At 39.6% G+C, this 18,417-nt stretch carries 19 protein-coding genes and 1 tRNA gene; 9 read left to right on the plus strand and 11 right to left on the minus strand.

Annotated features, from left to right (window positions below; translation table 11 throughout):
• Positions 1-671: 671 nt before the first annotated feature.
• The gene (locus ACEW80_RS34030; protein WP_373530842.1) at positions 672-1,094 is read left to right on the plus strand and encodes a response regulator; all 423 of its coding nucleotides are present in this window, start codon (positions 672-674) and stop codon (positions 1,092-1,094) included.
• A gap of 21 nt (positions 1,095-1,115) precedes the next feature.
• Here the strand turns inward: ACEW80_RS34030 and ACEW80_RS34035 are convergent, their stop codons facing one another.
• Positions 1,116-1,295, minus strand: coding sequence for a hypothetical protein (locus ACEW80_RS34035; protein ID WP_373530843.1), 180 nt, complete (start codon positions 1,293-1,295; stop codon positions 1,116-1,118).
• Between the two features lie 536 nt (positions 1,296-1,831).
• Between ACEW80_RS34035 and uvrC the strand changes: the two genes are divergently transcribed.
• Positions 1,832-3,709: an excinuclease ABC subunit UvrC gene (gene uvrC / locus ACEW80_RS34040; protein ID WP_373530844.1), complete on the plus strand. Its 1,878-nt coding sequence runs from the start codon at positions 1,832-1,834 to the stop codon at positions 3,707-3,709.
• Positions 3,710-3,873: 164 nt separating this feature from the next.
• Here uvrC and ACEW80_RS34045 read toward each other — a convergent pair whose 3' ends face one another.
• Positions 3,874-4,272 (minus strand): hypothetical protein, encoded by a 399-nt coding sequence (locus ACEW80_RS34045; protein ID WP_373530845.1) that lies wholly within the window; start codon positions 4,270-4,272, stop codon positions 3,874-3,876.
• Positions 4,273-5,422: 1,150 nt separating this feature from the next.
• Here ACEW80_RS34045 and ACEW80_RS34050 point away from each other — a divergent pair.
• The 4 genes from ACEW80_RS34050 to ACEW80_RS34065 all read left to right on the plus strand — a co-directional run bounded on the left by ACEW80_RS34050 (position 5,423) and on the right by ACEW80_RS34065 (position 7,468).
• Positions 5,423-6,040, plus strand: a complete 618-nt coding sequence (locus ACEW80_RS34050) for a hypothetical protein (RefSeq protein ID WP_373530846.1) — start codon at positions 5,423-5,425, stop codon at positions 6,038-6,040.
• A gap of 38 nt (positions 6,041-6,078) precedes the next feature.
• Positions 6,079-6,447: a hypothetical protein gene (locus ACEW80_RS34055; protein WP_373530847.1), complete on the plus strand. Its 369-nt coding sequence runs from the start codon at positions 6,079-6,081 to the stop codon at positions 6,445-6,447.
• A 129-nt stretch (positions 6,448-6,576) separates the two neighbouring features.
• Positions 6,577-6,957, plus strand: a complete 381-nt coding sequence (locus ACEW80_RS34060; protein WP_373530848.1) for a hypothetical protein — start codon at positions 6,577-6,579, stop codon at positions 6,955-6,957.
• A gap of 166 nt (positions 6,958-7,123) precedes the next feature.
• Entirely contained in the window at positions 7,124-7,468 is a 345-nt protein-coding gene (locus tag ACEW80_RS34065; RefSeq protein ID WP_373530849.1) for a hypothetical protein, read from the plus strand.
• Between the two features lie 125 nt (positions 7,469-7,593).
• On the opposite strand, the gene ACEW80_RS34070 is transcribed toward ACEW80_RS34065, so the two are convergent.
• Positions 7,594-8,625 carry a DNA cytosine methyltransferase gene (locus tag ACEW80_RS34070; RefSeq protein WP_373530850.1) on the minus strand — a complete coding sequence of 344 codons (1,032 nt, stop codon included), beginning with the start codon at positions 8,623-8,625 and terminating at the stop codon, positions 7,594-7,596.
• A 737-nt stretch (positions 8,626-9,362) separates the two neighbouring features.
• On the opposite strand from ACEW80_RS34070, the gene ACEW80_RS34075 reads away from it, so the two are divergent.
• Entirely contained in the window at positions 9,363-9,542 is a 180-nt protein-coding gene (locus ACEW80_RS34075; RefSeq protein WP_373530851.1) for a replication restart DNA helicase PriA, read from the plus strand.
• Between the two features lie 372 nt (positions 9,543-9,914).
• Here the strand turns inward: ACEW80_RS34075 and ACEW80_RS34080 are convergent, their stop codons facing one another.
• The 3 genes from ACEW80_RS34080 to moaC all read right to left on the minus strand — a co-directional run bounded on the left by ACEW80_RS34080 (position 9,915) and on the right by moaC (position 12,553).
• Positions 9,915-10,349, minus strand: coding sequence for a hypothetical protein (locus tag ACEW80_RS34080; RefSeq protein ID WP_373530852.1), 435 nt, complete (start codon positions 10,347-10,349; stop codon positions 9,915-9,917).
• A 173-nt stretch (positions 10,350-10,522) separates the two neighbouring features.
• A complete protein-coding gene (gene rlmN / locus ACEW80_RS34085; RefSeq protein ID WP_373530853.1) occupies positions 10,523-11,662 on the minus strand; it encodes a 23S rRNA (adenine(2503)-C(2))-methyltransferase RlmN in 1,140 nt (379 codons plus the stop codon).
• Positions 11,663-12,043: 381 nt separating this feature from the next.
• Positions 12,044-12,553: a cyclic pyranopterin monophosphate synthase MoaC gene (gene moaC / locus ACEW80_RS34090; protein WP_373530854.1), complete on the minus strand. Its 510-nt coding sequence runs from the start codon at positions 12,551-12,553 to the stop codon at positions 12,044-12,046.
• Between the two features lie 34 nt (positions 12,554-12,587).
• Here moaC and ACEW80_RS34095 point away from each other — a divergent pair.
• Positions 12,588-12,661, plus strand: a tRNA-Arg gene (locus tag ACEW80_RS34095).
• A gap of 40 nt (positions 12,662-12,701) precedes the next feature.
• On the opposite strand, the gene ACEW80_RS34100 is transcribed toward ACEW80_RS34095, so the two are convergent.
• Genes ACEW80_RS34100 through ACEW80_RS34110 form a run of 3 tightly spaced genes read right to left on the minus strand, consistent with a single transcriptional unit; the run spans position 12,702 to position 15,732 of the window.
• A complete protein-coding gene (locus tag ACEW80_RS34100; RefSeq protein WP_373530855.1) occupies positions 12,702-13,952 on the minus strand; it encodes an MFS transporter in 1,251 nt (416 codons plus the stop codon).
• A gap of 47 nt (positions 13,953-13,999) precedes the next feature.
• The gene (locus ACEW80_RS34105) at positions 14,000-15,013 is read right to left on the minus strand and encodes a glycosyltransferase family 2 protein (protein WP_373530856.1); all 1,014 of its coding nucleotides are present in this window, start codon (positions 15,011-15,013) and stop codon (positions 14,000-14,002) included.
• A complete protein-coding gene (locus tag ACEW80_RS34110; RefSeq protein ID WP_373530857.1) occupies positions 15,010-15,732 on the minus strand; it encodes an NlpC/P60 family protein in 723 nt (240 codons plus the stop codon). Before ACEW80_RS34110 ends, ACEW80_RS34105 begins: the two co-directional genes overlap by 4 nt.
• A 10-nt stretch (positions 15,733-15,742) precedes the next feature.
• Between ACEW80_RS34110 and ACEW80_RS34115 the strand changes: the two genes are divergently transcribed.
• Positions 15,743-16,675 (plus strand): serine hydrolase, encoded by a 933-nt coding sequence (locus ACEW80_RS34115; protein ID WP_373530858.1) that lies wholly within the window; start codon positions 15,743-15,745, stop codon positions 16,673-16,675.
• 205 nt (positions 16,676-16,880) lie between these two features.
• On the opposite strand, the gene ACEW80_RS34120 is transcribed toward ACEW80_RS34115, so the two are convergent.
• Both ACEW80_RS34120 and nadC read right to left on the minus strand, forming a co-directional pair.
• Positions 16,881-17,114: a hypothetical protein gene (locus ACEW80_RS34120; protein ID WP_373530859.1), complete on the minus strand. Its 234-nt coding sequence runs from the start codon at positions 17,112-17,114 to the stop codon at positions 16,881-16,883.
• A 129-nt stretch (positions 17,115-17,243) separates the two neighbouring features.
• Positions 17,244-18,110, minus strand: coding sequence for a carboxylating nicotinate-nucleotide diphosphorylase (nadC, locus tag ACEW80_RS34125; RefSeq protein WP_373530860.1), 867 nt, complete (start codon positions 18,108-18,110; stop codon positions 17,244-17,246).
• Positions 18,111-18,417: the final 307 nt, after the last annotated feature.

Here is an 18,417-nt window from a genome sequence, read left to right on the forward strand (position 1 = left end):
ATAGCATCCAGAGGTTCAAAAACCTTGCACTTTCGTCGGCGAGCGCCGGGCAAATTGGGAAACTAAGCGACGAAACTACTATTTTGTAAGCTGTGTGGCTTCTAGATTCGCTCTGGAGACTTATTCAGCAAGCCCTATTTAAGATTGCGGGTTCAAAAATACAAATAAGTAAGGGAGCTAATAGCTCTCTTTTTTTTATGAATATTTTCTTATAGGTTAAACTTTTTTTAAACCTTTGCAACAAATGAATCGGTTGTAAGAGTTTACATCTGTATGTCCCTACCAACGTATTCGTAACATGGATTTCGTGAAATGGTATTACTTACCCTCATATCAAAATGAAACCTATTTTACGAATGGTAATTACCTTACCGTTAGTTCCAGTATTACTTAAGTAATTTTACCAATAAAAGTTAGAAAATTAAATTTTCAAAACCAGCAATTTATTTAATACTAAAAATTATCAAAGATTCGTAAATAAAAGCTTAGTTTTTGATTAAAATTATCCTTAATGATACTACCATTAAGTATTGGGTGCAGGTAAAATTAATTTATTAATATCTTTGAGTAGATTACATAAGTCAAGTTTCTATTCATTTCACCATTTAAATGCACTAGCGGCTTAATTTATGGTAATAATTATTGGTTTTTACTTAAGATAATAGGTAGCAATGATAGCACAATTATTCAATATAAATCAGACATTGCGCTCACACCAAGTTAGACGAATTTTGCTAGTTGAAGACCATTATCTCAATAGGATGTTGCTGAGTGACTATCTAAGTTACTGTGGGTACGATGTCCAAAGCTTATCAGAAGGCTCTGCTTTTTTTTCAACTATAGAGAAGTTCGAGCCAGATTTAATGTTATTAGACTTGAAATTACCAGATATTGACGGTTATTCGCTCTTAAAACAAGTTCAGCAAAAACCTGATTTGTCAAAAATACCGATCATTGTGGTTTCAGCCTTTGCTTTTAAAGCAGATAAAGAACGAGCTCTGAGTTTGGGCGCACGTCGCTATTTTGTCAAACCTTTAAAACTCAAGGATCTTATCCTAACAATTGAAGAACAGTTTATTTGTCGCTACAGATAAACCTTTATGCTGGGCGTATAATTATTCGGCTTTTTCGTGAGCGATGAACTCTTCTACGCGCTCACTAAGATTTTGTACAGAACTACCAATTTTTGAAATTCTCTGTTGTACTTGCGCTAACAACAAAACTGCTGTTTGCAAGTCATTCAGCGTTTCAGCCATAGTCTCACGGTACTGGGTTTCAAAGTCTTGCAAATTCATAGTTTAGATTAGATATTGTCTGAACTTATTGTAGTAGCTATGATAACAATCATAATCGTAAACTCAACTTACTAAATCCGTTAATTTGCTTAATGCTATAAGTTGAATAGAAAACGTAAATAGTGCCTATTAATAAATTATTTATCTGACATTTATCTAAGCTATATATAAGCATATTGTTTATTTCTATAAATAGAGATACCAAGTTAGCAAAATCAAAAAATAAAGTTGCAAATAATAAAGTATTATCGATTTTAAAATGTTAATTATAGATTCAAAAAGCAAAATGTTTATTCTGACAGTAGCAGTCGGGAACTAGTCGCAGCTAAAAAACTTTTGTCTGCTTCAAAGTTCTGATGCTTGCAGCAAGCTTTCTGGCAAGTGTCTAGCTTGGAAACTGACCCTCAGACTTAATCTTTGTGCAGATTAAAAGCAGTTCATGACGCCTACTTTATATTTACTTGACAAATAGTCTGTTAAATTGGCACGAAAAAATAATTTTTCTTAAAATAGAGAAAGATTACCTAATATTAGTTGTGACAATATCTACTCAAATATTACCACTGCTTAAAGAGCCAGAACGATTGGAAAACCGTCTAGCCGAAATACCACCGGAACCGGGGGTTTATTTCATGCGAGACAAGAGCGATCGCATTATATATATAGGTAAGTCACGTAAGTTGCGATCGCGTGTCCGTTCCTATTTCCGGGATGGCTACAACAAGAGTGAACGCATCGCCACGATGGTCAAGTTGGTGACAGAAATTGAATTTATCGTCACTGATACTGAAGCCGAAGCTTTAGCGCTAGAAGCCAATTTGATTAAGCAGCACCAGCCATACTTTAACGTGTTGCTCAAAGATGATAAAAAATATCCCTATCTCTGCATTACTTGGTCAGAAGATTATCCGCGAATTTTTATTACCCGTAAACGCCAATTCGGCAAAGAAAAGGATAAATTTTACGGACCTTATACTGATGCTGGTTTATTGCGAGAAATTGTCCACATCTGCAAGCGGATCTTTCCACAGCGACAACGACCTCAACCACTTTTTAAAGACCGTCCCTGCTTAAATTATGATTTAGGGCGTTGTCCGGGTGTGTGTCAACAGATGATGTTACCAGAAGAATATCGCAAAATTGTGCAGAAGGTGGCGATGGTCTTTCAAGGTCGAACTCAGGAACTGATTGATATTTTGACCCAACAGATGAACGCAGCCGCTGAGGATATGAATTTTGAGTCAGCAGCACGGATTCGTGATCAAATTTCTGGGTTAAAGTCGCTGACAGCAGACCAAAAAGTGTCTTTACCAGATGATACAGTTTCACGGGATGCGATCGCCCTGGCAGCCGACGAACAACACGCCTGCATTCAACTATTTCAGATTCGCGCTGGCCAATTGGTAGGACGTTTGGCCTTTGTGGCGGATGCTCACGCGGAACCGGGAGCTATTTTACAACGCGCTTTAGAGGAACATTACCAAACTGCTGACTCCGTGGAAATACCCATAGAGATTTTAGTACAGCATGATTTACCAGATGGGGAGATATTGGCGGACGTCTTAACTCAACGTAAAGGCAAAAAAGTCACAATATTGACTCCTTTGCGGCAAACTAAGGCAGAATTAATTGAGATGGTAGAGCGAAATGCCCAATATGAATTGCAAAGGATGCAGAAATTAGGCGATCGCAATCACCAAGCAATGCAAGATTTAGCCACCATTCTCGATTTCCCAGATGTACCGCACCGCATCGAAGGTTATGACATTTCCCATATTCAAGGATCAAATGCTGTAGCTTCGCAAGTTGTGTTTATCGACGGATTACCCGCCAAACAACATTATCGTCACTACAAAATCAAAAATCCCACAGTGACAGCAGGACATTCAGATGATTTTGCCAGTCTTGCTGAAGTTATCCAGCGGCGATTTCGCAAGTATGGGGAAGATCAGCAATTAGCACGTTTGGGTAATCCCGACTGGCCTGATTTAATCATGATCGATGGTGGTAAAGGTCAGTTATCATCAGTTGTCGCTGTTTTGCAAGAGATGAATTTATTAGAAGACTTGCGAGTTGTGAGTTTAGCGAAGCAGCGAGAAGAGATTTTTTTACCGGGAGAATCTAAACCCTTGACAACTGATGCAGAACAACCGGGAGTACAGTTGTTGCGGCGGCTGCGGGATGAAGCACATCGGTTTGCAGTCAGTTTCCATCGTCAGCAACGTAGTGATAAATTGAAGCGATCGCGTTTAGATGAAATTCCTGGTTTAGGACATCATCGACAAAAGCAGTTACTAGGACATTTTCGCTCAGTTGACTATATTCGGCAAGCGACACCCACACAACTCGCTGAAGTAGCAGGAATTGGGCCGCGTTTGGCTCAAGAAATTTACGATTATTTTCATCCATCTTGATAATGAGACGCCATGTGCAACTTTCTCTGAAACCTAACCCCAACTCCTTCCCTACGTTCGCATAACGGTACGAAGTGCGGGAAGGGGAGAGGAATGGAAGCGGGGTTCTAACAATAAGTTGCACATCGCGTTATGAGTGAAGTTTTAATTCCCAGGCAGTAGTATTACTCGGCATCGATGCTATTGTATTGATTCTCAAAGGATGTTGATTTCTTCTGTGCTTCCCTAGAAAGCCAAAACATCAAGTAGATGCCAAAATATTGTTGTTTTTCATTTTCGTTATAAGTCACAAATTTTTCAGCCTCTCGATATCGCTCTAACGCTTGCCGAAAGTTCTTTTTTGTAACTTTTTCTGCTAATCCTTGAGATAGCAATTGCCATAACGCAGACCCGACATCCTTCTTTATATAATCGAGGCAGTAGCCGTGATCGTTAGCAAACTGTTCGTATGTCTGATTTTCATAAGATGCTTTTAACAAATCACTTTGTAAATCAGTCAAGTGTCTGCCAGAAGATTTGGATATCACTTTATCCGCAATACTTAATAGCTGTTCACTATTCATAGGTCAAAATAATTTTATTAATTTTCTCTAAATGATTAATTATCAGTTGATATAGGAACACGATTTTTTTATCAACTTACTTGTAAAGACAGGGAATACGAAAGAAGAGAGTTAGAAAAGTAGGTTATTATTGCTTGTCGCAAGTTTTTTTAAAGCCAGGCTTTTTTATCGATTTTGATTGTCCGTAATAATCATTAATCTATAACAAACTTCAGTAATATTAGCTAATTGATGAGAAAGTTTATTTTATCTTTAAAGATTTTTCATGGTTGCTTTAAAAAGTGAACTTTTTTTGTTCTTCTTGAGAGAGACTCAATCATAATTAAAATGCTGAACTATTGATATATCTACAGTAGAATAATGTGTTGATTCAGTGTTTGTGTCGCCCCTTCAGCCATTGTAGACATTGCGATCGCGAGTAATTGCAGAGAATTTCCCGGATAACAGAGTTACTCGAAAAACATATTCAGATACATTCTCAATATCTTGTGTTCTCTAGCTCAAATTAATAGCTAGTACATATTAAAAATTAAAAATGCTTATGATAGAAGCTTTTTTACTGTTTTAAATCTGAGCTTTATTTATGCCTTGCTGTACTCATTAGGGAACGATAGAGCCAAGTTGAAGAACTTGACTAAAAAGTTGATGCAAGAATGTTCTTTGATTCTTGAAAAACCAAGATTAATTGAAGCTTTATCTAAACCAATATTAGAATCTCATTAGATTAGCAGAAATCCACCTGCAATCCTCTATTCGCGTTATGAATCTTAATCTTTGCCAACCTCCCACTTAATCCCACAAAATCCCCCTCGTGCTTTTTTGTGATCTTTGAGAATATTGAGTTGTGAGGAACAAGGAACACCAAAAGTTCCGAAGAAGCAACACTTTCAAGAGTAAATCAAGTGGCAAATACTACAGATAACAATAATACTCGTTATTGTTCTAATGAGGTAAAACACTCAATAGTAAACCAAGGAAGTCACACTAAAAATTTGTCGTTGAGATAAGGCAGGAGGTAGGAGCTAGGAGGACAGAAGAAAGACAGTTTTACCTTAATTCATCTTTCTTCATATAGTTTGGTTTGATTTTGCCAACTTACTTAATTCATGACTCTTAACATCCTTCCTTTGCAATATCTAAAAAACTTCAAATGTTTAAAAAAGCTCTACGACTATTCACTAACTATTCTTTACTAGGTCTACTCGGAGTAGTTAGCATCAATCTCGAAGCCCAAGCACAATCTGTCAATAACTCTGTTAATTCTCAATCTCAGCCTAATCAAGAGCAGACTCTTGATAATCAACAACGTAACTCTGCTGCAATTAATCAAACAGGAGTTTATAACCTTGGTGAATCGGCTACTTATAAGATTCAAGGAGTAGCTGGAATAAATGTTGTATGTCCGCGACCATCTCTAATCTTAGGGACTTCTTTTAGTTCCTCTGGCGGGATTAGTTTCTCTAACAACGCCTCTTATGCTCTGAATGCTGCTATAGTTTTCCCTCTGGGTGGAAGTCTAGAGAGTACTTGCAAGCAAATGGCTGAAACTATCTCTCGTAAGACTCAATATGATGTAGAGATTATCAATGCTCGTGCCTGTGCTGAACTAATCAGCGCTGGTATCCAACTAAGCCCCGACAGCTTTCCTACTATTTCTGCTGTCTGTAAAGGGGTTGCTATAAACAGAACTAATACAAATGAACCTAATAAACTTCCGAGGTTCCAGTCTCAACAATTACCTAAAAATGAGGCTGAAAAAGACAACTAACTCACAACTAGGATAAACTCATGAAAAAAGTTCTTGGCTTGGCTCTTCTTGCTACCTTATTAGCTGCTCCTGCTTTTGCTGGTGAAACATTTGTGCGTAACGAAGATTCATGGAGTAATAGTGTAACAAAGACCGATTTACAACTTGATTCTAAGACTTCTTCAGTACGGGACGAAAACTACACTTCTTGGGCTGATAAGATTTACATCGATGGTGAAGTTAGTGGTGGTTGCAGCTATGGTTGTAGTGTGAAACCAATTTCGTATGATGAATTTACCGTTCATACAGCAGGTGCTGATCTGTCTGGTACCTATAAGGAATATAATTATACTACCGTTGGTGGTACGATTAAAACTACAACTAACGCATACACTGATGCTCACGAAACCACCGCAGGTGTTCGTTAGTTCTTAAGAGTTCTTGATGTAATTTTAAAATATTCTAGGGTGGTTAATCCACCCTGGGATTTCTTTTAGTTCCTTTGGCAAGATTAGTTTATCTGACAAAGGCAACTAATTTAGAATGAGGACAAAGTAATGAAGCAAGTTCTCGGTTTAGCTATTCTTGCTACTTTGTTTGCTAGTCCTGCTTTAGCAGGTGAGACTTTTGTCTTGAACCAGTGGACAATTAAGGGGAGCAAAACAGAGACTAATTTAAACATCGATACTGTAACCAATTCAAATCGCACTCAAGATTACAGTTCTTCATCTAACAAGATTTATATTGATGGTGAGGTTGAAACCGAATACAACAATGGGACAGTTACAAAAACTTTAAAAGATTTTACTGTTCAGAGTGTTGGTTCTGAACTAAATGGTAGTTTTCACGAAGAGATGAGAACTAGAGTATGGGGGACAATAAATACTATTATGAATTCATACACCAGCACCCATGAAAGCAGTGCAGGTATTCGCTAGTAGTAACCCCACTTGATATAGTTGGAAAAATTGTAGGGTGGTTATTCCACCCTTTTTTATGAAATATTCAATATTGTTAGCTGTTGCTTTATTGGCATGGATTGCATTTACCTATTCCCATAGAGTTTTTTCTATAACTCAGATGCCTACCCTCTTTACGAACTCTATGTTCAAAGTCTTTAATCAAAATCCCCGCGAGACTATACAGATTAACCAGGGAAATTTGCCATCTGAAATCAGGGAAAATTTATATAACTCCATATCTACAGGTATGTCCTATGATGAAGTTCGTTCCATTTTAGGCTGGGATGGGATCTTGATTTATGAAAACAATATCGATTCTGCTGATAAACCAATACACGAAAAGATATACCAGTGGAACAATGAAGATGTTTATTTGACAGATTACGAATCTCAAAGAACAGATGTTATGAATCTATACTGGAGTGTCACACTTACATTTCAAAACGATATCCTGATCAATAAAGCATCCTTTAACCTAAAACCTTAGCTCGACTTTATCCATTTTTTCGCAACGCTCAACTTGACATTGAAATTTTTGTGGGAGTTATTGCGGCGGCGGCGGGATGAAGCGCATCGGTTTGCAGTAAAAGATATTTCTAGTTCAATAGGTTGCTAAAAATAAAAATTATCTTTAATATTATTTATTTTACTAGCCATCTCTTGCTCTAAAAAAAATTGTTTCTTAATTTGATTAGCAAGTTCATACATTACTGGGATAGAAACTGAATTACCTATTTGCTTATAACATTCTGATAAATTACTATGGGTTTTGAAATTATCAGGAAACCCCATGATTTTATAGCACTCTCTAATCGTTAGCTTCCGAACTGAATTTTTTTCTGGTATGTAAATAAAAAATCTACCTGAAGTTTCTTGAGAAGGTATTGTTGGATGCACCCCTTCTATAGAATAGATTCTATTTGGTTGATGATGAACCCTAGATAAATGTTCTGTGTTTGGTCTAACACCTGTTTTCCAAATACTTTTATTACGATATCCTACAAAAATCAGACCAGATGCTTGTTGTTTTGGATTATCTATCATTGTGTATTCTTGAGGATTTAAGTATTCAAATTCTCCTGAAGCACACAAAAATTCTCTAAGGTTAGGAAACGGATAAGTCTTTTTGAGTAGTCCAAAATCGAACTTTCTGTTTTTTGTAGCAACAAATACTACTCTTTCTCTATTTTGTGGTAAACCAAAATCTTTAGAGTTAAGTATCTCGTAATTAACTACATAACCCATATCTTCCAAAGAATATAAGATTACTTCTAATGTTCTACCTTGATCATGATGTAATATATGCTTAACATTTTCAAGAATAACTACAGGAGGACTAATATACTCAATGATTTCGCAAATATGAAAAAATAAAGTTCCTCTAGTGTCATGAAACCCTTTTTTTCGTCCACAAATACTAAAAGGTTGACAAGGAAAACCAGCTGTCAATACATCAAAGTAAGGAAGATTTTGTATATCAATTTTTTTAATATCATGTACAGGTGTATCTCCAAAATTATTAGAATAAACCTGTTGACAAGCTTCGTTAAGCTCACAGGAAAATACACACTTATAGTTGGCTTTTGAAAAAGCTAATCTAAAACCTCCAATCCCGGCAAATAAATCAGCAAATTTTAGGTTCAATTCCTCCATAAAGATTATTAAAATATTTCCCTAGATAGATGGGCTAAATATTATAGCAAAATATGAAGTTTTTTTAATATTGTTGATTTTAAGTCCCCCCCTCCAAATTCAAAATTTGGTGGGGGGACTTAAACCCATTTATTCAGACGCTTGCGGACTCGCTCTAAGCGTTCGCGTAGCGTCTCGTAGAGAAGATATGCCGTTGGCGCGTTCGGGCAGAGAAGGCTTTACGCTGCGCTATCCGCCACTCGTACAGAATATCCTTCTTTCTTGCATTCTGACTCCTAACTGCTGAATTCTGTTTGTTAAACAATCTCACTAAAATTTAATGTCATAAATATTGCCAGCAAATATTAACAAAATATTAAGATGGAGATTTTGTTACTAAAGATACAGTAATTTTTGAGTTTTGATTTTTGAATACAAGAACAGCTTTTTTGTATTTCTATGAAAGGACTATAAATAAAGCTATCTCAAGGCATTAATACTAGGGATCACTAAATTTCTAAGCATTATGCCATTGAAAAACCAACTTATATATCTAAAGTAGGATGGTGAAATCACCTAAGTTTTAGGATAATCTGTAGAAATATCGATGAATTTGTCAAATCTGGAATTTTGTTTAAGATAGTCAGCTAATATCACGGCAGTTTGTTAAGTTGGGTCGAACCAGAATTTTTGCTGGTTTTACTTGCAGTTTTATGAGATAAAAAATAATTACAACCAGGGGTTTTAAAATGCAGACAGTACAAAAGATTTGCTGCCCAAATTGTGGCAGTAAAGGGGAGCGTTATTATATTTCTGATAGTCAATTAACTCGGACACAATGCCCAAGTTGTGACTACTTAATGATTAGCTGCACTCGCACAGGCAAGGTTATTGAGGCTTATGCCCCAGGAATTTACGCACAACGCTAAGAATTAAAAATTGGAGAATCTTTTCTCTAATTTTTAATAATAAATTTACTTAAAATTTGTATTAATTTCAGTTATAGAAACTCCAGCTATTTATCTAGATAGTAGTTTTTTATCTGATGTTATAAATCGAGAAGTATAAGACTAATATCATGTCCGCCAGATTACCCATAGTAAAAGAACCCCTCCCCGCCGGCGGGGAGGGGAGACAAGGCATAGCTTTGGCGGGGTGGGGTTCTTCGGGGTTAATAAGTAATTAAGCGGAGATAATATAAAACCTACGCTAATAACTGAATACTCAGCTGTACTCTAGGTTAGTTTTTTGGAAATAGAACGTATAGTTTTACAGAGAACACTTCACAGATTATTCTTCTGTTATTTTAGTTGTTCTAATCTCAATTGTTGCTGTTGTCTAATTTCTTGCTCTTGTCTGAGTTGTCGTTGTTGTAATCTAAATTCTTGCTGTCGTGTAAAATCTTGCTGTTGTCGTCCCATTTCTTGCTGTTTTAGTCTAAATTCTTGCTGGCGTCTTAGTTCTTGCCGTTGTCGTGTAAATTCTTGCTGTTGTCGTCCCATTTCTTGTTGTAGTTGTGGTTGTTGAAGGTTTAGCTTTAGCCATGTTTCCTTAAGTTGCTCTTGTGTTTGCTGATTTTGCTCCTCTTGTTGTTGTCTCATTCTTTCTTGAAATGAGTCGGGTTTCTGGGGATTCGTCTGAATTATTTCTCCATAGGCAGGAGAATTTATCGTCAAAGCTTTTGCAAAAATAATCAGTAGTAGCCATAATTTAAGCATCAATGAGCGATTCAACATACAGTTATTTCCTCAATTGTTATAGGTTGGGTTGAGAGATCGCTTAACTTTTAAGATATGAATTTATCGCGCTGTCTTGTTACAGTGATTGTCTTTAGAACTGGTTTAACTTTCTTAATCAACCTTTATATATCTATCAAATCAAAGACTCAAATTCATCGAATACAAGAAATTTAATTTTTACTTGCTCTTAGTTGTCCACAAGCAGCATCGGCTTCTAAACCACGAGAGTAGCGGACACTAACAGCAATATTTTGTTGCTTAAGGATGTTGACAAATGCTTGAATGCGATCGCGGTTGGGGCGTTTGTAGTCTACTTCTTGGATGGGATTGTAAGGAATCAAATTCACATGACTTTGAAATCCTCGCAAGCATTTTGAAAGTTCCAATGCGTGTTCTGGTAAATCGTTGACACCAGCGAGGAGGACATATTCAAAGGTAATGCGGCGTCCAGTGATTTCTACATATTCTCGACATTCAGCCAGTAAATCTTTTAGGGGATAGGCGCGGGCGCTGGGGATGAGTTTTTCCCGCAGTGCTTGGTTAGGTGCGTGGAGACTAACAGCGAGAGTGACTTGCAAATGGTTTTGCGCGAACTCACGGATGCGATCGCGAATACCAACAGTTGAAACTGTAAGCGATCGCGCTCCAATACCCACATCTTGATTCAAGGATTTCAAAGCTGCTAGGACATTCTCAGTATTCAACAACGGTTCACCCAGTCCCATAAACACCACATTGCTAACCCGAGGCAGCGCGTTGCGGGGGTTCCCCCCGTTGTAGCGACTGCCGTGTTGCTGAAAATCTTCTTGTACAGTCAACACCTGATCGACAATTTCATACCGTGCTAGGTTGCGTTTGTAGCCTCCTTTACCAGTAGCGCAGAAATCACACGCCATTGGACAACCCACCTGAGTAGAGACGCAAACTGTCAGACGAGATTTTGGGCCTTCTCCCGCTTCTCCAAAGGTAGGGATGCCAACTGTTTCAATAATTTGCCCATCTACCAATTGCAAAAGATATTTGACCGTGCCATCGGGTGCCACAGAGCGGTAATGTAAAGTTGAGCGTCCAATCGGAATTTCTGCTACTTCTGTACGCCATTGTTTAGGGAAAACAGAAATATCAGATAGCGATCGCACTCCCTTGTCATAAATCCATTCATGCAGTTGCTTTCCTCTATAAGCAGGTTGTCCCTGCTGCTGCACCCAAGTGCTTAACTCCTCAAGGGTCGCACCTAGAAGGGGAGGGATTAATTCTGATTTTCCTGAGTTGTGTAAGTCAACCGGAGAGACAAGAGGCGTAGCAGACATAAAAAATCAAGAATTGATGTAGGGGATCTCTATCCTACACCTGCCAGATCAAGTTCGTCTTGATTAAAGAAGATGGTGAATTAACCAATCTTCAGTACTTGTTGGGAGTTCAACTCTTGCGAGTTGGTGAGGTTATTTACGGACTGGATACCGGGATTCACTGACAACGAATCACACGGGGATTGATTCTCAGGTTTTTGGGACAGCGGTTGCTATTAGACTCCTAGAACCAGTCATAATCGAATTAAATCAAGATCAGCTGGGTTAAATCCTATGACTATCTTTGGGCAAATAGACTCCGATCTGCTTTATCCCGATAGTGACGAGTTTCGGCATTGACCCAGACAATTTACCGTAACTAAACTGGTGAGATAGTTTAAGTTATTGCTCTGGCAGGGAATAATCTCCTGATTTCCCGCCACTCTTACTTATTAAACGAATTGATTCAATTTGAATCGATTTTTCTAAGGCTTTTGCCATGTCGTATAAAGTCAAGGCAGCAACGGAAACGGCGGTTAAGGCTTCCATCTCTACACCGGTTTCAGCTTTGGTTTTGACTATCGCTTGAATTTGATAACCAGGTAGTTGCGGATCAGGTATAATCTCGACTGTGATTTTTTGCAAAGGCAAGGGATGACACAGAGGAATTAAAGCCGATGTTTGTTTAGCTGCCATAATCCCAGCCAATCTTGCAGTTGCTAACACGTCCCCTTTTGCGACATTTCCGGCTTGAATGGCAGCAAAGGTGGCTGGTAGCATTCGCACTTTGGCTGCGGCTACGGCTTGGCGAACAGTTGGTGCTTTGTGAGACACATCTACCATCTGTGCCTGTCCCTGAAGATCCAAATGGGTTAAGTTGGCAAAATTAGATGGAAAATTCTCTTGCGTCATTTAGTTATAACGTGTTAATATGATTTCTTGACAAGGGTGTGTAGCTCAGTGGACTAGAGCACGTGGCTACGGACCACGGTGTCGGGGGTTCGAATCCCTCCTCGCCCGTTTTTGAGAGTTAAGAGTCAGGAATTAAAACTCCTGACTTTTAACTTTTTAAAGCATAGGCATCTGGAACGCGACCTAGTGCAAAGCGCAGGGAATTGGGTAGGTCTTTGCTAGACTGGGTGAGGAAAATGACAAGTGCTAGAGAAGTGATCACAGCACCATAGCCAAACATATTGCCGTAGCCTACAAGTTCTGCGATAAAACCCAGAAGAGGAGCGGCGATCGCAATACCCAGGTCAAATCCAGCTATGCACATAGCAAAAATCTGCCCCCGTTCTTGTGGCACTGAGCGGTCTGCCATCATGGTAGTAATCATAGATATTACTGTACCACCACCAGCACCTTCAAAAATCGCTGCCAGTAAGAAAGCGATCGCACTGTCAGCTTGCCACAGCATTATCAAAGCTAACACATAACATATTATACCAAGGCTAATAAACAAACCCCGACCTAAGCGATCGCTTGCTTTACCAGCAAATACCCTGATACTAAAACTAGAAATTGCCGCAACTGTAAAAAATAGCCCCCCATTCAAGTCGACCTCAGTTGATCTGATGAATAACGACACAAAGGTATGCACAGCACCAACTGACAAACCAACCAGCAACATGACTATAGTCGGAACTCTGACTCGTGGACTGCCCAAAGTTTGCCAAAAGTTGCGTAGGCGTAGCCCGTCGTAGACATCATTCGTCTGAGTTTGCTTCTGAGTCTGCACTGGGGGATTGGTGACTTGTGCGATCGCTAAGAGGGCGACAAAACCCAATTCGGCAGATAATAGAAATAACAGCCTGTAACCAGTTGTAGCTTCTAAATAACCTCCTAAAGCCGGGCCAATTGCTAAACCAATGGGGGCTGCCAGGGTCATGTAACCAATGATTTCACCACGAGTTTCGGATGGAGCTAAATCTGCAATTAACGTACTGTAGCCAGTGGTAAAAGCGGCAACACTAATACCGTGAAAAATCCGCACCAGGATCAACAATTCAATTGATTGAGTTATTAAGTAACCAAAGGGTGCGATCGCGGCTACTATTGAACCAATTACCAAGACAATTTTTCGACCCCGTTCATCCGCTAACCGTCCCAGCATCGGGCGAAATAGCAATAACCCAATGGCGAAACTGCCCATGACAATCCCAATTTCTTGCTTGCTTGCGCCTACACTATCAATGTAAAGCGGTAGAGTTGGTAAGAGCGAAGCCACGCTCGACCAGAATAATAAACCTGCTGTAAATAAAATCAGCAGGTTGCGCCGCAGAGCGGTATCAAAGGTATTAAATGCTTTCAAGGTAGATGCAACTTAATGCTAGGTGTGTTTTTTCCCCTATTGTTACTTTACTTAACATTTTTTGATACTACCTCTCGCACGCGATAGATAGGCCGTCCTTGGGATTCATGGTATGTACGCATCAGCAATTCTGCCAAAAGACCGAAGCAAAACAACTGGACTCCAGTTACTAGCAGGAGAACTGCCAAAATCAGCAAAGGGCGATTGCCAATCATCTCACCTAAAGCTAATTTAACGAAAGTTAAGTAAATCCCGATTGCTGTCCCCGAAACCATTGAAATCAAGCCCAACAGTCCAAAAACGTGCATCGGGCGTGTGAGAAACCTTTTCATAAACAAAATAGTTAACAAATCCATCAGCACCCGGAATGTCCGCCAAATCCCATACTTACTGCGACCAAATCGACGGGCGTGATGACGCACGGGCATTTCGGTAATTCTAGCTCCTTCGATGTACGCCAAAGCAGGTAAAAATCGATGTAGTTCACCGTAGAGATTCATATCTGCTAGCAGTTCTGCACGATAAGCTTTCAGCGAACAGCCATAGTCATGAATATTCACGCTAGTAGTACGACGAATTAGCCAATTGGCAATTTTGGAAGGAAGTAACCGATTTACGGCACCATCTTGGCGTTTTTGCCGCCAACCACTTACCAAATCGTAACCCTCGTCCAGCTTTGCTAATAACATCGGGATATCAGCCGGATCATTTTGGAGGTCAGCATCTAAAGTGATGATCGCTTTACCGACTGCATAATAAAACCCAGCAGCCATAGCCGCAGTTTGACCATAGTTGCGACGCAAAATCACCGCTTTTAAATCAGAACGGTTTTGCGCTGATTTCTTGAGAAATTCCCCGGAACCATCTGTCGAACCGTCGTCCACACAAATGATTTCGTATTTTATCTGATTAGAAGATAAAGTAGATGCGATCGCTTCTAGTAAAAGCGGCAAACTTTCCACCTCATTATGTATCGGCACCACCACCGAAACATCTGGGATCATTGCTGAAATCGCCCCATTTTCCCCAGTCAACCCTTGATCAATCAACCCACTCCTCATATACCTGTGCATCCTGTGCGTCTCTGTGGTTCGTAACTCTTAAAAACTCTCCCAGCATCTCGCAGCTGCTGATAGTACGACTGACTAACCGCATCTCCCTGTTCCGAGAGAATATCAATCCCAATACCATCCCGTCCCTGATCTTTCCCAGAACTATGGATGTAATAACCATCCCCTAAATAAAGTCCGACATGGGTTGCTTTTTGGCTAGTTCCAAAAAATACCAGATCCCCGGCCGCTAATTCTGCAATAGTTATTGGTTGAGTGAATCCTTCCTGTTGATAGGCATCTCTGGGTAACCAAATACCCACCGAAGCAAACGCCGCCTGCATTAACCCAGAACAATCGTAATTTGGCTCAACGGTACCACCCCAAAGGTAATAATTTGATTGTTGCATCGCTTTCTGGGTAAAAGCGATCACCTCTGCTAGCAATTTTTTAATCTCAGATTCAGAAAATGTTGCAGCCTGATAATGTACAGTAGCAGATTGTAATGAATCAAAATCTGAAAGGGATACCCATCCTGGATAGTCATCTTCACACAAATACACCTCAACCGCCGAATGCTGATGATTTGATGTTACCCATAAATGTCGCCCAGATGCGGCTTGAGTTGCCAAGCGTGTACATTCAGGAGAATCATATAAATTTAGGTTAGCTAAACACTGATACTCCCCTGATTTTGGATTTTGGATTTTGGATTTTAGATTAAAGGACATTATTTAGAGAATGATTTTTTTTAATAAAGACGAACAACTCGAAAATCTTGGGTTAGGCATTTTAGATGCAACTTGGGCAGCATTTCCGACCTTAGCCCGTAACCAAATTGCCCTGACTTGGGTTGTTTACGATCCACCAGTGCTAGTAAATACTGGTGGCGCTCTGACTCCCAATGCTTTTTGGGAGCACCCAGTTCGTGGTTTTACTTATCGCGGTGTTGAGCGGATTTATCCTGCCAGTGTAGTCAAGCTATTTTACCTGGTGGCGGTAAACGAATGGCTAGAAAAAGGCATGAGTCAAACTTCCAAGGAGTTGGAACGAGCCTTACGGGATATGATTGTAGATTCAAGTAATGATGCTACCAGCTTGGTTGTGGATATCCTGAGTGGCACCACATCAGGGACAGAATTACCAATTGGCCCCTTTGAAACTTGGAAATATCAGCGTAATATTGTTAACCGCTATTACCAATCCTTGGGTTGGGAAGAAATGGAGACGATTAATGTCTGTCAAAAAACTTGGGGTGATGGCCCTTATGGACGGGAACGGGTGTTTGTAGGAGAGTTACTCGAAAATCGTAATATGTTGACTACAAATGCGATCGCTAGGTTACTGCATAGTATTGTAGGTGGTGTGGCGGTTTCAAGTGGGCGATCGCAAACAATGATGGCTTTGCTCAAACGTTCTCTCAAGGATTTGCCCACTTATGTCGAGGAAGATCAAATAACAGCTTTTTTAGGCGGTGGACTCCCTCAAAATGCTCAAATTTGGTCAAAAGCAGGTTGGACAAGTCAAGTTCACCATGATGCTGCATACATTGAGTTACCAGAACAGCGCCCTTACATTTTAGTGGTATTTACTGAAGGCAAAGCGCAGGCTAAGAGTCGGGATATTTTACCCTTTGTTTCTAAACTAGTTGTCGAAGCGATCGGTAGTCTATAAGCTAAATACCGTTAGGTAGACGCGCACATCCTATAACCAAAATTACTCGTTAAAGTATAGCAATCCTAAATGATTTACAAACAAAAAAATCCCCGACTTCTTGAAGAGTCAGGGATTTGAGCTTATCTGTATTTACAGGAAATATGTAAAAAAATTAGGGTGAGTAATGTTCATGCTAATAATTCAAAGTCTAGGATTGACATTCTCAACTTTTAATCTGTTTATATATTTTATATCCTCCATAAGTTAGTAATGCCCCTACTGCTACAATCCCACCCACTGGTACAGTAATTGGAGCAGCTGTTGTAAAGCCTAACCAACCTGCGATACCACCAGCAGATGCAGTAGTAGTAACAGCTAAAGGTATTGTACCGACGGTAATTGACCCTAATGAATAACCTGCAAATGTCGTCATCCCTGCAATTAATTCGTCTTTCATTTTATATTTTTCTCCAGGTAAATTTTTTTCACATTACATAATGATATTTTACACCTTATCTAAGTAGTGATAGTAAAATTAACGTATATTTTTCTATGGATTTATAGACTTTTACTGATATTTTGACAATTAAACTACAATCCTCATACTCAAATCCAACCACTTCGACTGAGTAATCGGTGCACTGCTAGAAATATAATCAACACCCGTCTCTGCCACGCTGCGAATCGTTTCCAAAGTTACATTCCCCGAAGCCTCAATTTTCACCCGACTATCTTGCTGGCGAATCAACTGCACCGCCTGATGCATCATATCCAAAGGCATATTATCCAACATAATAATGTCAGAATTGTGCTGCAAAGCTTCTTTCACCTGTTCTAAACTTTCCGTCTCCACCTCTATTGTCAACGGATAAGGAATCTGAGAACGAATCCGGGTAACTGCTTCTCCAATTCCTCCAGCAGCCGCAATGTGATTATCCTTAATCATCACCGCATCATCCAGCCCCATGCGGTGGTTAATTGCTCCACCTACAGCAGTCGCGTACTTTTCTAACAGTCTTAGTCCTGGTGTAGTTTTGCGAGTGTCCACCAACTGAGCAGGTAAATCAGCAATTTGCTCCACATATATTTTAGTTAGTGTTGCAATTCCACTCAGTCGCATAGCTAAGTTGAGAGCAACCCGTTCCCCCATCAGCAGCGCATCAAGCGAACCATGAATCTCAGCTACTATCTGTCCCGGTTCGCACCATGCGCCTTCAGCCATAACCACTACAAAGCTAACTTTTTCATTCAAAATCTGAAATACTCTAGCTGCAACTGGTAAGCCAGCAATTATCCCAGTAGCTTTAGCTATCCATTTAGCCGAGCCTAGTGTCACATTTTCTACTATTAGCGTATTTGTTGTGCGATCGCCTCGGCCTATATCTTCCAACAGCCAGCTACGCAACAGCGGATCTAAAACTAGCCAGGGCGGTAAAACACCAGAATTACTCATAACTTTATTCTTCCTTAGCGAATTTTAGGAATACTATAGCCTAAAACCCTAGTTCTCTAAGGCTTACAGCGAGACACCAAAGCGTTCCAAAAGATATTTTGGAAAAATAGTTGACAAGATAAAGGAGGTTCGCTATATTGAATAAGTGCCTGAAGCGAAGCGAAAGAAAAGCGACGCTGAGGGGACACCGAACCTTGAAAATATTATAGTTTGAAAGCGATTAGACAGCAAGTGAATTGCGTCAAGCAAATAGATAAAACTAAGCTGAAGTTAAAAAAGAGCAGCTATTGAGCTAAAAAGCTTTCCA

The organism is Nostoc sp., from assembly GCF_041747015.1.
GTDB lineage: Bacteria > Cyanobacteriota > Cyanobacteriia > Cyanobacteriales > Nostocaceae > Nostoc.